This is a genomic window from Pseudomonas sp. J380 (assembly GCF_009827115.1).
Lineage (GTDB): Bacteria > Pseudomonadota > Gammaproteobacteria > Pseudomonadales > Pseudomonadaceae > Aquipseudomonas > Aquipseudomonas paracarnis.
Genome location: NZ_CP043060.1, coordinates 5,215,682 through 5,232,911, shown reverse-complemented (window position 1 = coordinate 5,232,911; position 17,230 = coordinate 5,215,682). Strand labels below are relative to the sequence as shown.

General features: G+C 60.6%; 16 protein-coding genes and 1 pseudogene. 6 read left to right on the top strand and 11 right to left on the bottom strand.

Annotated elements, in window-relative coordinates; all coding sequences use genetic code 11:
* Positions 1 to 25: 25 nt before the first annotated feature.
* The gene (gene rplU, locus FXO12_RS23895; protein WP_007950961.1) at positions 26 to 340 is read right to left on the bottom strand and encodes a 50S ribosomal protein L21; all 315 of its coding nucleotides are present in this window, start codon (positions 338 to 340) and stop codon (positions 26 to 28) included.
* Between the two features lie 239 nt (positions 341 to 579).
* Here rplU and FXO12_RS23890 point away from each other — a divergent pair, with 239 nt between their 5' ends.
* From FXO12_RS23890 to FXO12_RS23880, 3 genes are all read left to right on the top strand, one after another.
* Complete coding sequence (locus tag FXO12_RS23890) at positions 580 to 1,548, top strand: polyprenyl synthetase family protein (protein ID WP_003194086.1); 969 nt, start codon at positions 580 to 582, stop codon at positions 1,546 to 1,548.
* A gap of 170 nt (positions 1,549 to 1,718) precedes the next feature.
* Positions 1,719 to 2,060: a zinc ribbon domain-containing protein YjdM gene (locus FXO12_RS23885; protein WP_034128750.1), complete on the top strand. Its 342-nt coding sequence runs from the start codon at positions 1,719 to 1,721 to the stop codon at positions 2,058 to 2,060.
* A gap of 160 nt (positions 2,061 to 2,220) precedes the next feature.
* Positions 2,221 to 2,478, top strand: a complete 258-nt coding sequence (locus FXO12_RS23880) for a hypothetical protein (protein ID WP_005791321.1) — start codon at positions 2,221 to 2,223, stop codon at positions 2,476 to 2,478.
* Positions 2,479 to 2,538: 60 nt separating this feature from the next.
* On the opposite strand, the gene FXO12_RS23875 is transcribed toward FXO12_RS23880, so the two are convergent.
* Positions 2,539 to 3,156, bottom strand: coding sequence for an FKBP-type peptidyl-prolyl cis-trans isomerase (locus tag FXO12_RS23875; protein WP_034128752.1), 618 nt, complete (start codon positions 3,154 to 3,156; stop codon positions 2,539 to 2,541).
* Positions 3,157 to 3,411: 255 nt separating this feature from the next.
* Between FXO12_RS23875 and FXO12_RS29470 the strand changes: the two are divergent.
* Both FXO12_RS29470 and FXO12_RS29465 read left to right on the top strand, forming a co-directional pair.
* Positions 3,412 to 4,428, top strand: a pseudogene (locus tag FXO12_RS29470) (methyl-accepting chemotaxis protein); the annotation flags it as partial.
* A gap of 39 nt (positions 4,429 to 4,467) precedes the next feature.
* Positions 4,468 to 5,331, top strand: a complete 864-nt coding sequence (locus FXO12_RS29465; protein ID WP_370706066.1) for a methyl-accepting chemotaxis protein — start codon at positions 4,468 to 4,470, stop codon at positions 5,329 to 5,331.
* Between the two features lie 75 nt (positions 5,332 to 5,406).
* Here FXO12_RS29465 and FXO12_RS23865 read toward each other — a convergent pair whose 3' ends face one another.
* The 5 genes from FXO12_RS23865 to FXO12_RS23845 all read right to left on the bottom strand — a co-directional run bounded on the left by FXO12_RS23865 (position 5,407) and on the right by FXO12_RS23845 (position 12,176).
* Positions 5,407 to 5,775 (bottom strand): glyoxalase superfamily protein, encoded by a 369-nt coding sequence (locus FXO12_RS23865; protein WP_057975044.1) that lies wholly within the window; start codon positions 5,773 to 5,775, stop codon positions 5,407 to 5,409.
* A gap of 75 nt (positions 5,776 to 5,850) precedes the next feature.
* Entirely contained in the window at positions 5,851 to 8,298 is a 2,448-nt protein-coding gene (locus tag FXO12_RS23860; RefSeq protein WP_057975043.1) for a dermonecrotic toxin domain-containing protein, read from the bottom strand.
* A 113-nt stretch (positions 8,299 to 8,411) separates the two neighbouring features.
* Positions 8,412 to 9,890, bottom strand: coding sequence for an amidohydrolase family protein (locus FXO12_RS23855; protein ID WP_160049771.1), 1,479 nt, complete (start codon positions 9,888 to 9,890; stop codon positions 8,412 to 8,414).
* A 1-nt stretch (position 9,891) separates the two neighbouring features.
* On the bottom strand, positions 9,892 to 10,752 hold the full coding sequence (locus tag FXO12_RS23850) for a MurR/RpiR family transcriptional regulator (RefSeq protein WP_057975042.1): 861 nt from the start codon (positions 10,750 to 10,752) through the stop codon (positions 9,892 to 9,894).
* A 20-nt stretch (positions 10,753 to 10,772) separates the two neighbouring features.
* Positions 10,773 to 12,176, bottom strand: a complete 1,404-nt coding sequence (locus tag FXO12_RS23845; RefSeq protein ID WP_057975041.1) for a gluconate:H+ symporter — start codon at positions 12,174 to 12,176, stop codon at positions 10,773 to 10,775.
* 189 nt (positions 12,177 to 12,365) lie between these two features.
* Between FXO12_RS23845 and FXO12_RS23840 the strand changes: the two genes are divergently transcribed.
* On the top strand, positions 12,366 to 12,740 hold the full coding sequence (locus FXO12_RS23840) for a lysozyme inhibitor LprI family protein (RefSeq protein ID WP_054896984.1): 375 nt from the start codon (positions 12,366 to 12,368) through the stop codon (positions 12,738 to 12,740).
* Between the two features lie 121 nt (positions 12,741 to 12,861).
* On the opposite strand, the gene FXO12_RS23835 is transcribed toward FXO12_RS23840, so the two are convergent.
* The 4 genes from FXO12_RS23835 to FXO12_RS23820 form a co-directional block, all read right to left on the bottom strand.
* Positions 12,862 to 14,307 (bottom strand): SulP family inorganic anion transporter, encoded by a 1,446-nt coding sequence (locus tag FXO12_RS23835; RefSeq protein WP_057975040.1) that lies wholly within the window; start codon positions 14,305 to 14,307, stop codon positions 12,862 to 12,864.
* Between the two features lie 198 nt (positions 14,308 to 14,505).
* The gene (locus FXO12_RS23830) at positions 14,506 to 15,399 is read right to left on the bottom strand and encodes an NAD-dependent epimerase/dehydratase family protein (RefSeq protein ID WP_057975039.1); all 894 of its coding nucleotides are present in this window, start codon (positions 15,397 to 15,399) and stop codon (positions 14,506 to 14,508) included.
* 103 nt (positions 15,400 to 15,502) lie between these two features.
* A complete protein-coding gene (locus FXO12_RS23825) occupies positions 15,503 to 16,399 on the bottom strand; it encodes a LysR family transcriptional regulator (protein ID WP_057975038.1) in 897 nt (298 codons plus the stop codon).
* Positions 16,400 to 16,441: 42 nt separating this feature from the next.
* Positions 16,442 to 17,206: a sulfite exporter TauE/SafE family protein gene (locus tag FXO12_RS23820; RefSeq protein WP_054896987.1), complete on the bottom strand. Its 765-nt coding sequence runs from the start codon at positions 17,204 to 17,206 to the stop codon at positions 16,442 to 16,444.
* Positions 17,207 to 17,230 lie beyond the last annotated feature (24 nt).

Below are 17,230 nucleotides of genomic sequence, written 5' to 3'. Positions count from 1 at the left end.
CTCCTAGTGAGGAATTAGGCTGAAATTAAGCCTGAATACCGGTGATTTTGATCTCGGTGTACCACTGGCGGTGGCCCATACGCTTCATGTGGTGCTTACGACGACGGAACTTGATGATGCGGACTTTATCGTGACGACCTTGGGAGATCACTTCAGCCACAACGGTAGCGCCAGCAACAACTGGAGCGCCGATGTTCACGTCATCGCCATTGGCGACCAACAGAACGCGATCAAAAGTAACGGATTCGCCAGTAGCGACTTCCAGTTTCTCGATCTTCAGGTATTCACCTGGGGCGACTTTGTATTGCTTGCCACCAGTAACAATTACTGCGTACGACATGGTATTTCTCCGATAATCCTGCTCACCCAGCGCTTTATAAGAAGAGGTATTGGCTGGCATGGCTGCATGGGATGGACGTCCCGAATGCAATTGCGTAAGGCAGGTGCTGCCCAGGAAGTTCAGGGTGCGCGATTGTACGCAAGCTATGGGAGGCTTGCAAGGGGCCGTCTATCGCGCCTTGACACCCGGGGGTGAGGGTCCTAGCATGCCGCGCAACCCTTCTGGAGCGACTGTCGCTGATGCAACCCCAAGCTTTCTACCGCGCGGTCGCGGACGATTTTAGCGCCGTCGACGGCATCATCAAGCAGCAGCTGACGTCTAAAGTGCCGCTGGTCTCCAAAATTGGCGACTACATTACGTCGGCGGGCGGCAAACGCCTGCGTCCTTTATTAGTGTTGCTGTGCGGCAAGGCCCTGGGCCGTCAAGGCGATGACCTTCGCCTGCTGGCCGCCACGATCGAATTCCTGCACACCGCCACCCTGCTGCATGACGACGTGGTCGACATGTCCGGCATGCGCCGTGGTCGCGAGACCGCAAACGCGATGTGGGGCAATGCGCCCAGCGTGTTGGTGGGCGACTTCCTGTATTCGCGCTCGTTCGAAATGATGGTGGAACTGGGCTCGATGCCCGTGATGAAGATTCTTTCACAGGCCACACGCATCATCGCCGAAGGCGAAGTGTTGCAACTGTCCAAAGTCCGCGATGCCAGCACCACTGAAGAAACCTATATGGAAGTGATTCGCGGCAAAACCGCGATGCTCTTCGAAGCCTCTACCCACAGTGCAGCCGCGCTGTGTGGCGCCACCGCCGAACAGGCCGAGGCCCTGCGCACGTTCGGTGATCACCTGGGCGTGGCGTTCCAACTGGTGGATGACCTGCTCGACTACAAGGGCGACGCTGAAACCCTGGGCAAGAACGTCGGTGACGACCTGGCCGAGGGCAAGCCGACCTTGCCGCTGATCTACACCATGCGCGAAGGCACGCCGGAACAGGCTGCCCTGGTGCGCAAGGCGATCCAGAAAGGCGGGATCGAAGACCTGGAAGCCATCCGTGCCGCCGTAGAAGCCTCGGGCTCCCTGGAGTACACCGCGCAACTGGCGCGTGACTACGTGGCGCGGGCGATCACATGCCTGGAAGCGCTGCCGGCCAGTGAATACCGGGATGCCCTGGTTGAGCTGAGTGAGTTTGCGGTCGCCCGTACTCACTGATTCCGCGCTGTTTAATGTGGGAGCTGGCTTGCCTGCGATGACGGGAGTGAATTCACTGCCGCTATCGCAGGCAAGCCAGCTCCCACATTAGGACGAGTCCAGCCCCACCCGCGTTTAAAACCCTATATAATGTGCGACTTTTAGCCATCCCTGACTTTCTAGGAGCTTTAGTGAGCACGTTGCCACCCTGCCCAAAATGCAATTCCGAATACACCTACGAAGACGGCGCCCAACTGGTCTGCCCGGAATGCGCCCATGAGTGGTCCGCCAACGGCGAGGCCGAAGTGGTCGGCGATGAGACCGTGAAGAAAGACTCTGTGGGCAACGTCCTGCAGGATGGCGACACCATCACCGTGATCAAGGACCTCAAGGTCAAGGGCACTTCCCTGGTGGTCAAGGTCGGCACCAAAGTCAAGAACATCCGCCTGTGCGACGGCGACCACGATATCGACTGCAAGATCGACGGGATCGGCCCGATGAAACTCAAGTCCGAGTTCGTGCGCAAAGTCTGAACCTGCTGCATTCCATCCCGCGCCCGCCGCGGGATGGCGTTTCGCCCTCTGCGTTGATCGAACGCAATACCCACACAGAAAAACCCAGAAATTGCCAATAGACGCTTGCTATTCTACGAATAAGAATTATTCTCATTGAAACCCATCAAGGAGAACGACCATGACTTATTTGATAGATGCCTGGCTGGATCGCCCCCACCCTTACCTGCGAATCCTGCATCGGGAAACCGGTGAAGTCTGTGCGGTGCTTGAGGAAGAAGCGCTGAACGAGCTGCAGGACCAAGGCGATCTGGACGTGAATGGCCTGAGTTCCAGTGAGCCTGGTGTGCTGAAGGAAGTGGTGAGGAATCTGTTTCTGTTCTGCTATGCACGAGCGTTGCGCCCGGCGACCGACTTGAATGGCAAGTTCCATCCATGAAGAAACTGGCAAATACCTGTTGGGGCGAACGCGTTCGTCCCAACAGGTAACCAGCAGGCCTTACAGAACGTCGAGCAGCTCGACGTCGAATACCAGAACGCTGTGCGGCGGGATGCTGCCAACGCCTTGAGCGCCGTAAGCCAGTTCGCTCGGCACGTACAGGCGCCATTTGCTGCCGGCATTCATCAGTTGCAGGGCTTCGGTCCAGCCGGCGATCACGCCACCCACCGGGAATTCTGCAGGCTGGCCGCGCTCGTAGGAGCTGTCGAACACAGTGCCGTCGATCAGGGTGCCGTGGTAGTGAGTACGCACTTGGTCTTCACGGGTCGGCTTGGCGCCGGTACCGGCCGTCAGCACTTCAAATTGCAGGCCGGAAGCCAGGGTGGTGATGCCATCACGCTTGGCGTTTTCCGCCAGGAAAGCCAGGCCAGCGCCCGCTGCAGCTTCGGCCTTGGCAGCGGCTTCGGCTTGCATGATTTCGCGGATCACCTTGAAGCTGGCCGCCATTTGTTCTTGGTCAACACGGCTTGGCGAGCCTGCGAATGCGTCGGTCAGGCCGGCCAGGATCGCGTCCAGGCTGACGCCCGGTGGCGGGTTGTCGCGCAGTTGGTCGCCCAACTGACGGCCGATACCGTAGCTGACGCGGGTTTCGTCGGTGGACAGATTAACTTCGGACATGAAGAGGCTCCGCTGTAGGACGCCACGGTTTCCCGCGCCGCCCAGAACTAAAAGGGCCCGCAGACTAGCACACATGAGCGGGCCGTGATCAGCCCCACCCCGGCATCGCCGTTGCGCGCCGGCGACCCTTCGTCGACGGACAATAAAAGTATTTCAGAATCATCCTTTCCCGCCGATACAGCCCTACACATCTTGGCTGGCTCAAACAAAAACACACCGTCCAGCAGACAGACATCACTCTTCAAGGAGCTTTCGATGAACAGCTGGTTCGGTAACATCAGCGTCAATCTCAAACTCGGCCTGGGCTTCGGCCTGGTGCTGGTCCTCACCTCGATCCTGGCACTCACTGGCTGGACCAGCCTGGGCGGCTTGATCGACCGTAGCAATTGGATGAGCGACATCACCCAGCTCAATGCCTCGCTGACCAAGCTGCGTATCGTGCGCTTGCAATACATGCTGGCCAATGGCGACGAAGCTGTGGCGCAGAACGTGCAGACCAGCCTCGATGCCTTCGCCGCCCAGCAACAGAAGCTGCTCGACAGCTTCAAGAGCCCGGAAAACCTCAAGCTGCTCAATGAGCAGAAAGCCGTCATTACCGCTTACCGCCAGTCCCTGAACAAAATGCGCGAGGCCTACCGCAATGGCAACGCTGCGCGCGATGTCATGGGCGCCAAGGCCGACATTGCCAACGCGCAAATCAATGCGCTGGAAACCAGTGTGCAGCAGTCATCCGACAGCCCGGAACGCTTCACGCAGTTCCTGGCCGTGACCCAGGCCAAGAACGAATTCATGCAGGCTCGCTACGAAGTGCGCGGCTATACCAATAGCCCCAACGCAGAAACCGAAGCCCGCGCGGCTACACAGCTGGAAAAAGCTGTCGCCGGTTTGAAAGGCCTCAGCGTTGCCTTCGGTACTGGCCAGCAAAGCGCATTGTCCGCACTGGAAACCGCGCTAGGCGCCTACCGCAGCGCCGTGCAGAGCTACAAGGCGGCCAATGCCAATATCGTCACCGCCCGTGCCGAAATGACCACCCAGGGCGCCGACATCGTGACAATCAGCGACAAGCTGTACGACATCCAACTGGAACGTCGCGACGCCGAAAGCACCCAGGCCCGCAGCCTGCAACTGATCAGCACCTTGCTGGCCCTGTTGGTCGGCGTGATTGCCGCGTGGGTAATCACCCGCCAGATCACCCGCCCGATCCAGGACACCCTGGCCGTGGTGGAGCGCATCGCTTCGGGCGACTTGAGCCACAATATCCAGGTGACCCGTCGTGACGAACTGGGCGTGTTGCAGCAAGGCATCCAGCGCATGGGCACCACCCTGCGCGAGCTGATCAGCGGCATTCGCGACGGCGTCACTCAGATCGCCAGCGCCGCCGAAGAATTGTCAGCCGTGACCGAGCAGACCAGCGCCGGCGTGAACAGCCAGAAGATCGAGACCGATCAGGTCGCCACCGCCATGCATGAAATGACCGCCACCGTGCAGGAAGTTGCGCGCAATGCCGAACAGGCTTCCCAAGCCGCTTCCGACGCTGACGGCCAGGCCCGCGAAGGCGATAAAGTGGTGGCTGAAGCCATCGCCCAGATCGAACGCCTGGCGGCCGAAGTGGCGCGCTCCACCGACGCCATGACGCACCTGCAACAAGAGAGCAACAAGATCGGCAGCGTGATGGACGTGATCAAGGCCGTGGCCGAACAGACCAACCTGCTGGCACTTAACGCCGCCATTGAAGCTGCGCGTGCCGGGGAAGCTGGTCGAGGCTTTGCCGTGGTCGCCGACGAAGTGCGTGGCCTGGCGCAGCGTACACAGAAGTCCACCGAGGAAATCGAAGGCCTGGTGGCCGGCTTACAGAACGGCACCCAACAAGTCGCCAGCGTGATGAACAACAGCCGCAGCCTCACCGACAGCAGCGTCGAACTGACGCGCAAGGCCGGGGTATCCTTGGAAAACATCACCCGCACCGTGTCGAATATCCAGTCGATGAACCAGCAGATTGCCGCAGCCGCCGAACAACAGAGCGCCGTGGCGGAAGAGATCAGCCGCAGTATCGTGAACGTGCGTGACGTGTCTGAGCAGACCGCTACGGCCAGTGATGAGACAGCCAAGTCGAGTGTTGAACTGGCACGCCTGGGTAGCCAGTTGCAGCAGATGGTCAGTCATTTCCGGGTGTAGCACCACAACCATGGTGGCGAGGGAGCTTGCTCCCTCGCCACAAGGGCCTTACCTGCGAACAGGCCAATGGGAGAATCAGCCCTCGCTCTCCTCAACAAACACCAATCGATTCCCAAACGGGTCTCTGATGCTCATCTCCCGCGTCCCCCACGGCGTGTCTTCCACCCCAGGCTTGGCATACCGGTATTCCTTGCCCAGCAATTGCTGCTGATACGCATCGACCCCTTGGGCCTGGACCCGCACAGCCGCCCCTGGCGAAGCATCGCCATGATGCTCGGATAAGTGCAGCACACACTCCCCCAGCGACACTTGCACGTACAACGGAAAATTCGCCTCGAAGCGATGCTGCCAATCGACCTTGAACCCCAGGAAATCGACGTAGAACTCCAACGCCTTGGCCTCGTCGAAAATCCGCAGGATGGGGGTGACTTTTCCAAACTGCATATAACTCTCCAAGTGCGGTCGCTCGTTGCTGGCGAGCGACCACCCTAGCTCAGCAAGCGCTCAAAGTGAACACGCTCAATGGTTGTGAATTTCCCTGATCCTTGCGCTCGACAGGTGATCATTGTCCACATGCACTTCATCGAACTCATAGGAACTTTCTTCAAACTGATTCAAGTGGCCCGACTTGCGCATCCGCTCGATGGTGCCGGGCGCCACACACTGGCGAGCCTCGACGAACTGCGGGTTTACCTCGATATTTTCGTTGAAAGAGACGACGGGAACACCGCGACTGTCGATTTCGTAAAGGTGGTACTTGCCGCCGAGTGCAGCATCACCAAAATGTATCGCCGCCGCCTTTGAGCGAGACGCCATCACGACATTGCCGTCCATCATTTTTGCAGGCCCGGAAAAGAAGTTTGAGTCCCGGAAACCATAATTTGCCGGATCACCGCGACGCTCTACGCGATCCGCCTTTTCGACGCGGTACAACTTGGGTATATCGGTACGTTCAATCATGCCTCGACTGTTGAAATACCCACCATCAGGCACCTGGACGCCGGCCTTGAACGGATTGACCTTGAACACGTTGCTATCGTCGTACGGCTCGTAATCCCCGGAGGACGTGGCATCGGAAACCACCGAAGACGGCGACTCCTCATTCTCCGACAGTTCGTTTTCCGAGTCCTCGAGTTTGGGCTTCTTCGCCGTAGACGGGCCCTCCTCGACGATCTCATAACGGGGCTGCACTGAGGGACGCTTGGCCCCCCCTTGCAGGTAAATCTCCATGGATGGGTCCCACGCAGGATTCAACCCGTTTGCTGGTTTTTCGGGTAGCCGCGCAGGTTCGGTCGGACTCATCAGCACACCGATCTGCCCGTTCACGCGGCGATAGTTGAAAAACGGTTTTTGCGCCGTCGCCGGTTGAGCGCCGGACTCGACAGAAGGGTCGGCCGTGGAAGGACCGGCCTTGCCGAGGGCGTGAAAAAAAGCCATCGTCGCGACGTCCATCACCGCCGAATGCAGCCCGTTCTTGCGCTCGGCCTGAGTGTCACCCTCCACGGCCTGGTCGATTTCCATTCCTACCTGTGCCGTATAAGAGACGGCGCCAAGCGCCAGACCAATAGGCCCGAGCAAGGCCATGGGGATGGAGAATATTGCGTTGCCGGCTTGCAACAGAGCCAGTGCGTCGTCCTTGCGCACTTCGGCGTTGGATTTCATTTCGGTGTCTGCATCATTGTCGATGCGTTGGCGTGTCTGGCTGGCCATGAAGGAAAACACGTCCCCGCCGATTGGATAATTCAAAGTATCGATAACACTGTCATTCGCTGCCTGGGTGCCTGCACCCAGCTTGGCCAGGGTGACGTCCACGCCGTTGGCACTCAGGGCGCCAAACACGCCCTGCTGACGATCACGCAGCGAGAAATGTTCCTCCAGCACCTTGGCTTTGGCGGGGTCCTTGCTTTGTTCGAGCACCCACTGGTCCACGGCGGCTCGGTCCTTGAAAGTCTGGATCGCGGGTTTTGCGCCGGGGACATAGAGGGTTTCGGTACCACTCTTGGAGATGAAGCGCAGGATGTCATTGGACTTATAACCATTGATATCGAAGCAAAACACCCTGGTGTCCGGACCCGGCGTCGTCTGCGCCTGTAACTGGGCCTTGGACATCGGCCCCTCGAGCGGTACACCTGACGCCGCCGCTTTCATCACCTCGGCATAAGCCTGCGGGCTCAGGCCCTGGCTGGAGTCTTGTTGGTTGAGGGCGCGCGCGGCACGGGCCTCCATCACAAACTGTTGCTTGGCCAGCATCCGCCACTCGTCGCCGTGCTGCATCCAAAAATCGTCCAGCCTGGTCATTACCTTTTTCTGCAGGTCCCCCTCACGCACCAGGTTCAACAGCTCGCTGGGCTTCATGCGCAGTTGGTTGCCGGCGTCGTAGGTGCCCTTTCCCGGCCCATCCAGGTACAGGCCATAGGCGGCGTCCAGATCACGCCAGGTCTCCACGGCGTTGGGCACGTCATCGTGAATTTTCGAGTAGAGGTATCCCGGCCCCGTCCGGTCGAAAATGAACTTGCCCAGCCGGCTGAAAAAATCCGGCACACTTTCGCTGTCCAGCAACGAAAACGGGCTGGTATTCGAAGACACGAAATGCGCCAGCGCCTGAGCCTTGCCGGCCGTGCCGTAGCGTTCCGCCGAGAAAAAATCACTGGCCACGGCATCGGTCAGCGTCATGGACGACTCGGGAACTCCGCGATGTTCCCACCCGGTCACGGCGCTGCCAGTGTGGGTACTGTTGGCAGGAGAAAACTGATGCAGGTATACCTTGTCGGGGTCGATCCATTGATTGGTCAGGTTCCAGACTTTTTCCTGGATCCAGCCTTTGATCGTGTCACGCGGAAAAGGGAACGCCGACATCGCATCGACGCCCTCATTCACCGCGGCGTCAGGCGACGTGACGGTAGATGAAATGACGGCGTTGCCGGCCCGGTTAGCGAGTTGGCTGGGGCTTACAGGCTGAGTGTTCATACAGGCTCTCCGTAATAAGACCTGCACATGCTAGAGAGCCGTCCTTTGCAATCAATTAGCTTTTTGTAAGCGCTGATTGGCCATATTCAGACACGCTATCGGGCCGAGCACTGTCAGATCGCATCCCGCGCACCAAGCTGAAAACCTCGGCGCAAATCACCGCTGCGCGCCAGAAAACGACCCGCACGCCGTGTGTTCGACTGCCCTTCGCTGTAGCTCAAGACGCCGTTTACCCACACTCGCTCAATCCCTTCGGCCGCACGCTGAGGCGTCTTGAAATCCGCCATGTCACGCACCCGCGCAGGGTCGAAGAGCACCAGGTCAGCCCAGTGCCCCTCGCGAATTTCTCCTCTTTGGGCCAAGCCGAAACGCGCCGCCGACAGCCCGGTCATTTTGTGTATCGCCGTGTACAACGGGAGCAATCCGACATCCCGGCTGAAATGCCCTAGCACCCGTGGGAAAGCGCCCCACAAGCGCGGATGAGGAAACGGATCTTCAGGCAACCCATCCGACCCCACCATCGACAATGGGTGCGCAAGAATGCGCCGTACATCCGCCTCATCCATGCCGTAGTACACCGCCCCCGCAGGTTGCAAACGGCGGGCGGCATCCATCAGCGAAACGCCCCACTCGGCGGCAATCTCCTGCAAATCACGCCCGCCCATTTGCGGGTGCGGTGTGGACCAAGTGATGGTGATGCGAAACGCGTCAGTCACCTGCTTGAGGTCCAGGGTCGAGGAGCTGGCGGCATAGGGGTAGCAATCACAACCCACCGGATGATCTTTTGCCGCTGCTTCCAGGGCCGCCAACAGCTGCGGGCTGCGCCCCCAGTTACCGGCACCGGCGCATTTAAGGTGGGAAATGATCACCGGCACCCTGGCGTGTCGACCGATCAGAAACGCCTCATCCATTGCTTCCAGCACTGGTTCGAACTCACTGCGCAAATGCGTGGTGTACACCGCGCCGTAGGCCGTCAGCTCCTCAACGAGCTGCAGCACTTCATCGGTCTTGGCGTTGAAGGCGCTGGCGTAGGCCAGGCCTGTGGATAACCCCAGGGCACCGGCCTCCAGGCTCTCTTGCAACTGCACGCGCATGGCCGCGATTTCATACGGTGTGGCGGTGCGATGCAGGTCGTCCATATGGTTGCTGCGCAGCGCCGTGTGACCGATCAATGCCGCGACGTTCACTGCCGGATGGGCGCCCTGCACCGCGTTGCGATAATCGCTGAACCGCGGATAACAGAACTGCTCACGGTTGCCCAATAAGTTCATCGGGTCCGGCGGGTCGCTGCGCAAACTGACCGGCGAAGCGCTGATGCCACAGTTGCCGACAATCACCGTGGTCACGCCTTGGCTGAGCTTGGGCAGCATCTGCGGCTGGCGAATCACTACCGTGTCGTCGTGGGTGTGCACGTCGATAAAACCCGGTGCCAATACCCGGCCATGGCCGTCGATGATCTGCTCCGCCTGGGCTGTGGACAAGTCGCCAATCGTACGGATGCGCCCTGCCTGCACGCCCACATCGGCGACATACCCTGGGGTGTTACTGCCATCGATGATCAGCGCCTGGCGAATCAGCGTGTCGTACTTCATATCAATCTCCAAGCGGCAGGCTACCAGAGCCGCCGCGGTAATCGTCCAGCGCCAGTTTGATCCGGCGCAGGCGTTCCTGGTTGTCGTCCGGCAGGGCCAGCGCCAACTCGGTGGCGAGCAGGTCGATAGCCAGCAGCATGCCGTAGCGGGCCGCAGTGGGCTTGTAGATAAAACTGGTTTCCGCCGATTGCAGCGGCAGCACGACATCCGCCAACTGCGCCAGCGGCGAATCGGCAAGGGTGATGGCAATGATCCGCGCGTCGTAGTTGCGCGCCAGCGTCACCACCTCCAGTAACTCCGGGGTCAAGCCCGTGAGTGAGCAGGCGATCACGGCATGTTCGGGCCCCAGGGTCGCCGCCGTGACACGCATCATCACAGGGTCGTGGCTGGCGGCAATCGGATAGCCCAGACGCACCAGGCGCACCTGCAACTCATCGCTGCACAGGCTCGACGGCCCGCCCATGCCGAACGCATGGATCATCCGCGCCTTGCCTAACAGCTTGACCGCATCGCCAAAGCTGCGCTGATTGAAGCCCGAAAGGTGCTGACGCAACGTCGCCTCGATATCCCCCAGAATCTGCCGATGAAACGCTGACTGTTCTGGCTTGCCCGCCGGGTCCAGGAAGCGGCTGCCCACGCCGCTGGCCTGGGCCAACTGCAGGCGCAAATCGCGCAAGTCACGGCAGCCCACGCTGCGGGCGAAGCGTGACAAGGTGGCGGTACTCACCTCAGCCCGTTGCGACAGTTCCTCCAGGCTGGCGGACGCGGCAAAGCCCACATCCTCAAGCATCAGCTTGGCAATACGCCCTTCGCCGGCACTGAAAGTGTCCTGGCGGGCGCGGATCTGATAGAGGATGTCCATGGGGGCTCCGGGTTACAGGCTCATAACACAAGGGACAGACCGTAGGTCAGGCCGAAGGCGACCAGCGAAATCAGGGTCTCGAGTACGGTCCAAGTCTTGAAGGTCTGGATGACCGTCATATTGAAGTATTCCTTGATCAGCCAGAAGCCGCCGTCGTTCACGTGGGAAAAGATCACCGAGCCTGCACCGGTCGCCAACACCAGCAATTCAGGGTGTGGATAACCCAGGCCCAAGGCGACCGGCGCGACCACCCCGGACGCGGTGGTCATGGCCACCGTGGCCGAGCCGGTGGCGACACGCATCAACGCGGCGAACAGCCAGCCCATCACCAGCGGCGACAACTGGAACGCATGGGCCAGGCCAAGTATTTCATGAGTAACACCAGCGTCCACCAGGATGCGATTCAAACCACCGCCCGCGCCCACCAGCAAGGTAATGCTGGCGGTCGGCGCCAGGCATTCGTTGGTGAACTTGAGGATCGACTCGCGGTTGAAGCCCTGGGCCAGGCCCAAGGTCCAGAAACTCACCAGGGTCGCCACCAACAGGGCGATCACCGAGTTGCCGATAAACAACAGGAACTGGTTGAAACCGCTGCCCGGCGTAGAAATCACGTTGGCCCAGCCGCCGATCATCATCAGCACCACCGGCAACAGGATGGTGCCCATGGTCAGCGTAAAGCTGGGCAGGCGTGTACGCGGTTCACGCTCGATGAACTGGCGCTCCAGCGGGTTTTGCGCCGGCAAATGGATGTGCGGCACGATGAACTTGGCGTAGACGGGACCCGCGATGATCGCCGTGGGGATACCAATCAAAATCGCATACAGCACCGTCTGCCCGACCGAGGCGTTATAGGCCAGCACCGCCATCATTGCCGCCGGGTGCGGCGGCACCAACGCATGCACCACCGACAGGCCGGCGACCATCGGCAGCCCGACCATCAGGATCGACACGCCCACGCGCCGCGCCACGGTAAAGGCAATCGGCACCAGCAACACAAAGCCGACCTCGAAAAACAGCGGCAGCCCCACCAGAAACGCAATACACACCATCGCCCAGTGGGCATTGCGCTCACCGAAGCGGTTGATCAGCGTGCGCGCCACCTGTTCGGCGCCGCCCGACTCGGCCATCATCTTGCCGAGCATGGTGCCCAGCGCCACCACCAGGGCGATATGCCCCAGGGTCTTGCCGACACCCGCCTCGTACGAGCCCATGATGGTGTCCGCCGGCATCCCGGCCATCAGCGCCAGGCCGATGGACACCAGGGTAATCACGATAAAGGGGTTGAGTCGGTAGCGTGCGATCAGCACGATCAATGCAATGATGGCGATGGCAGCGTATGCCAACAGCCCGAAGCCCGGTGATGCGGCCATGCGGTACTCCTCGGAAAGGGTCACGTCGAATTGGTTGTGAAACTCATAAATCATTCCCGAGGAGCATTTTCAATTTTCATGAAAGTAATTTTCGCCCACGGATAAGCGCTGTCGCTTGGGGATATGCCCGACATGGGTGGATGAAAATTCGGGGGGTGTTCTTACATGAAGATCAGAGAAGGCGGAAACTCAGTCGCTGCCCTTGAGTCATAGAATGCGCATCCATTGCCCAGGAACCCGCTCATGATTCGCACCACAATTGCCGCCAGCGTCCTGCTCTTGTGCAGCAGCGCTTATGCCGCCGACAACCCTGCCTTGAAAAAATGCATGGACAGCGCCAATACCACCGCCGACATGGTCAATTGCAACGCCCGGCAAACCAAGGTGCAGGACGACCGCCTGAACCGCGCCTACAAGACCGCCCTCGCCGCCCAGGAAGGGCCGCGCAAACAGCAACTGCAAGACGTGCAGCGCCTGTGGATCAAATACCGCGACGCCAACTGCGCCTTCGCAGGCAGCGCCACCGGCGGCACGATTGATCAGGTAAACGGCTCAGGCTGCGTGCTGGACATGACCCAGACCCGCGCCCAGGAGCTGGAAGACCTGGTCGGCCCGTAACTGCTACAGCTCCCCCCCTGTGGCGAGGGAGCTTGCTCCCGCTGGGCTGCGCAGCGGCCCCAAAATCCTGGGCGCGCTTCGCACGCCAGCGGGAGCAAGCTCCCTCGCCACAGGGGCTCAATCAGTCGTGATGAACCTTGGCGCGCTTGAGCAGTTTTTTGCAGCGCTCGGATAAATGCAGCACCCGCAGGTGCTTGCCAGCCTTGGTGTAGCGCTCGCGCAGGGTCATCAGGGCGGCAATCGCCGAATAGTCGACAAAGCTCAGGTGGCGGCAATCCAGTGTGACCTGGGCCGGGTCGTTGGCCGGGTCGAACTGATTCAAAAACGGCGTGGTCGAGGCGAAGAACAACGTGCCATGCAGCCGATAGAGCTTGCTGCCATCGGCCTCCAGGTGTTCATCGGCGTACAGCTCCCGCGCCTGCTGCCAAGCGAAGTTCAGCGCGGCGATGACGATACCGCACAGCACGGCGGTGGCCAGGTCGGTGAACACCGTAATGATCGTAACCGCCATGATCACCAGCACATCATTGAGCGGCACCTTGTTGATCACCCGCAACGACGCCCAGGCGAAGGTCTGTTGCGACACCACGAACATCACGCCCACCAACGCCGCCAGCGGGATCCGCTCGATCAGTGGCGACAGAAACAGAATGAACAATAGAATCATCACCCCGGCAAACACCCCGGAGAAGCGCCCACGCCCGCCGGAGCTGAGGTTGATCACGGTTTGCCCGATCATCGCGCAACCCCCCATGCCGCCAAACAGGCCCGAGACCATATTCGCCGCGCCCAGGGCCACGCTTTCGCGGTCAGGATAACCACGGGTCTCGGTGATTTCGTCGGTGAGGTTGAGGGTCAGCAAGGTTTCCAACAGGCCAACCATCGCCATCAAAAACGCGTAGGGCGCAATGATACCGAGGGTTTCCAGGATCCAGGGGATCTGCGGCAGGGCGAAAGTCGGCAAGCCACCGGCGATGTGCGCCATATCGCCCAAGGTGCGGGTCGGCAGGCCAAGCAGGTACACCGCCAGGCCCACACCGAGAATCGCCACCAGCGCGGGCGGTACAGCACGGGTCAGACGAGGCAACAGATACACAATGGCCATGGTTGCCGCCACCAACCCGGCCATCACGTACAACGGCGTGCCGCTGAGCCAGGTTTCACCGCTCTTGAAATGCTCCAGTTGCGCCAGCGCAATGATGATCGCCAGGCCGTTGACGAAGCCGAGCATCACCGAATGCGGCACCATGCGCACCAGCTTGCCCAGGCGCAGCAGGCCGAAAGCGACCATGATCAACCCGCCCAGCAGTACCGTCGCCAGCAAATACTCCACGCCGTGTTGCACCACCAGCGCGACGATCACCACCGCCATCGAACCGGCGGCGCCCGAGACCATGCCCGGGCGGCCGCCGAACAACGCGGTGAGGGTGCAAATGATGAAAGCACCGTAGAGGCCCATCAGCGGGTTGAGATGAGCCACCAGCGCAAAGGCGATGCATTCGGGCAGCAAGGCGAAAGACGTGGTGAGGCCGGCCAGGGCGTCGGCGCGCAGACGGGTGAGGTTCATGGAGTACCAGGGAATTGCGGGGGATAAGGCGGGGAATGGTACGGAATTGCGGCGGGTGGGGCTAGTGAAGTGTCAGGTCCGATATACCGAGTCGCCCCTTTCGCGAGCAAGCCAGCTCCCACATTTGACAGGGTTCACGCCTGAAAAATGTGGGAGCTGGCTTGCCTGCGATGACCGCACCGCGGTGCTAAGCGAACATCACACCATCTCGTCGCGAATCCACTCCACCACCGAAGTACGCTTGGGCACCCAACCCAACAGCTCACGAGCGTGCTTGCCGCGCACTCGGCTATTGGAGCCCAAGCCATAGTTGGCCATTTCATAGCCCCACTCGGCCTCAGCCTCGGCCAATGGCCAATCCTGTGGTTTGCCCAGGTTCAGCGCTTGGGCAATCGCCGTGGTCATGTCGATGAATGCTGCTTCGCTGCTTTCCACAAAGTAGAAAGTACCCGGGACGTTTTTGGTCAGCGCCAGCAGATACAGGGCGACCACATCTTCAATATGCACATTGGACCAGATGTTTTGCCCGCTGCCCACATGGCGCACTACCCCGCTTTTGCGCGCCTGCTTGAGCAAGCGCGGCAATTGCACGCTGTCACGCTTCACGCCCAGGCTGTGGCCGTAGATCAGGGTGTTGCAGATCACCGCCGAATTCACGCCGTCATTGGCCGCCGCGAGGATCAGGTTGTCGATGGCCACGCGGGCAGCCTTGTCGACGGTCGGCTCAGGCAGGTTGTCTTCAAAGTAGATGACTTCACTGGCTTTACCGCCCGACGCATCGCCGACGATGCTCGAACCGCTGGTATGCAGGAACGGCTTGTTCGAGCCTTTCAAGGCGGCCAGCAAAGTTTGCACGGCGCCGCGGTGGTCGCTGCTGGCGGCGTTGATCACCGCATCGGCCTTCTGCGCCTGCTCGGTCAATACCGCTGCGTCGTCGAGGGTGCCGACCACCGGCGTGATGCCCAGCGCGGTCAGTTCAGCGGCTTGTTCGGCGCTGCGCACCAGGCCGGTGACGTGATGGCCGGCGTTGACCAGGCCGGTGGCGATCGAACCGCCGATAAACCCTGCTGCACCGGTAACGAATACATTCATGGAGGTTGCTCCTGACTGGGTAAGTGATGCGCCCAGTATCCAGCCCCCACGGCTGCCGAATAAGCCCGTGCGGCCCAATTCACTCTTGCGCTCAGGTCACGAATCAGCGCGCATACCGCGCCAGCTTGGCCTGAATAAAGTCCAGGAAGCACTGGATGCGTAGCGCCAATTGCGAGTTGCGATAGAACACCGCGTGGATCGGCTGGCGATAACCGCTGTTGAACACCTCCAACATGGGCACCAGGCGGCCGGCGTCGATGTCAGCGACGGTCATGAAATTCGACAGGCAACAAATGCCCTGCCCCTGCAGCGCTAACTGGCGCACGGTTTCGCCACTGGAGGCGCTGACGCTGGGCTGAATCAGCCAGCGGTCACCTTCACCGTGACGCAGCGGCCAGTGGTTGAGGGTCTCGGTGTGGGTGAAGCCCAGCAAGGTGTGATCAGCCAACTCGGCAACGGTCGTCGGCGTGCCGTATTGCTTGAGGTAGCCGGGGCTGGCCAGGACATGCAGCGGCGTGCTGCCCAGGAAACGCGCATGCAGGGTCGAGTCGGCAAGGGCGCCGATGCGAATGGCGATGTCGGTGCTTTGCTCTAGCAGGTCGATGATCAAATCATCGCTGTTGAGCTCCAACTGGATATCCGGGTAGAGGCTGCGAAATTCGGCGATATACGGCACGACCCCATGCAGCATGAACGGCACGGCGGCATTGATACGCAGGCGGCCGGCCGGTTTTTTCTGGCGCGATGACAGGCGCTCTTCCAGCTCATCCATCTGCGCAAGGATCAGCTTGGCCTGCTCGAAGAAGTACTTGCCCTCTTCGGTCAGGTCCATGCGCCGCGTGGTGCGGTTGATCAAGGTGGTGTCGAGTTTGGCTTCCAGGCGCGACAAGGTACGGCTGACTGCCGATGGCGTTTGCCCGACCTTTTCGGCGGCGGCGGAAATCGAGCCGCATTCAATCACGCTGACGAAGATCTGTAGCTCATCGGAACGGGCTTTCACGGGCGGTCCTTGATTTGTCGGCTGACACAGGCACGGCCATTATTAACCAGCCAGCAACAAATGGCCTCCCAGCAACGCCATGCCGGTGAAAAATCCACGTTTGAACCACAGCGCACTGATGCGTCGGCGCACCACCTGACCCAGCCACATCCCCAGCAATGCCGGCACCAACGCCAGCAATGACGCGCCCATTTCACCGCCGCCCAGTGCCCCGCGCCAGGCCAGCCCGGCGGCAAGTGCCAACGTCGACACGGTGAACGACAGCCCCAGCGCCTGCACCAACTGATCACGGCTCAAGCCCAGCGCCTGCAGGTACGGCACCGCCGGGATCACGAAGACACCGGTGGCCGAGGTAATGATGCCGGTGATCACCCCGCACAAGGGGCCCAGCCAACGCTCGGTTCGGGGCGCGACCTTGAAGGTTGGCAGGAATAACCCGCTCAGCGCATACACCAGTAAAGCCGCGCCCAGGGCACGCACCACCCAAGGTCCGCTACCCATGCCCAGCCACAAGGTGCCCAGCCCGGTGCCGAGGAAGATCAGCAACAGCATCGACCACAGGCGTTTGAGCAAGGCACCCAAGTGCCCGCCAAAGGACAGTTGCCAGAGGTTGGTCACCGTCGAAGGAATGATCAGCAATACCGCAGCCTGCGCCGGCAGCATAGCCAGGCCAAGCATACCCATGGCTACAGTGGGCAAGCCCAGGCCGATGACGCCCTTCACCGTACCGGCCAGCAGGAAGGTGGTGATGACCAGCGCTGTCAGGGCGGGGCCGAGGTTTTGGTAGAACGCGAGGAAGGTATTCATGCACCGATTGTGCAGGGCTGGAGA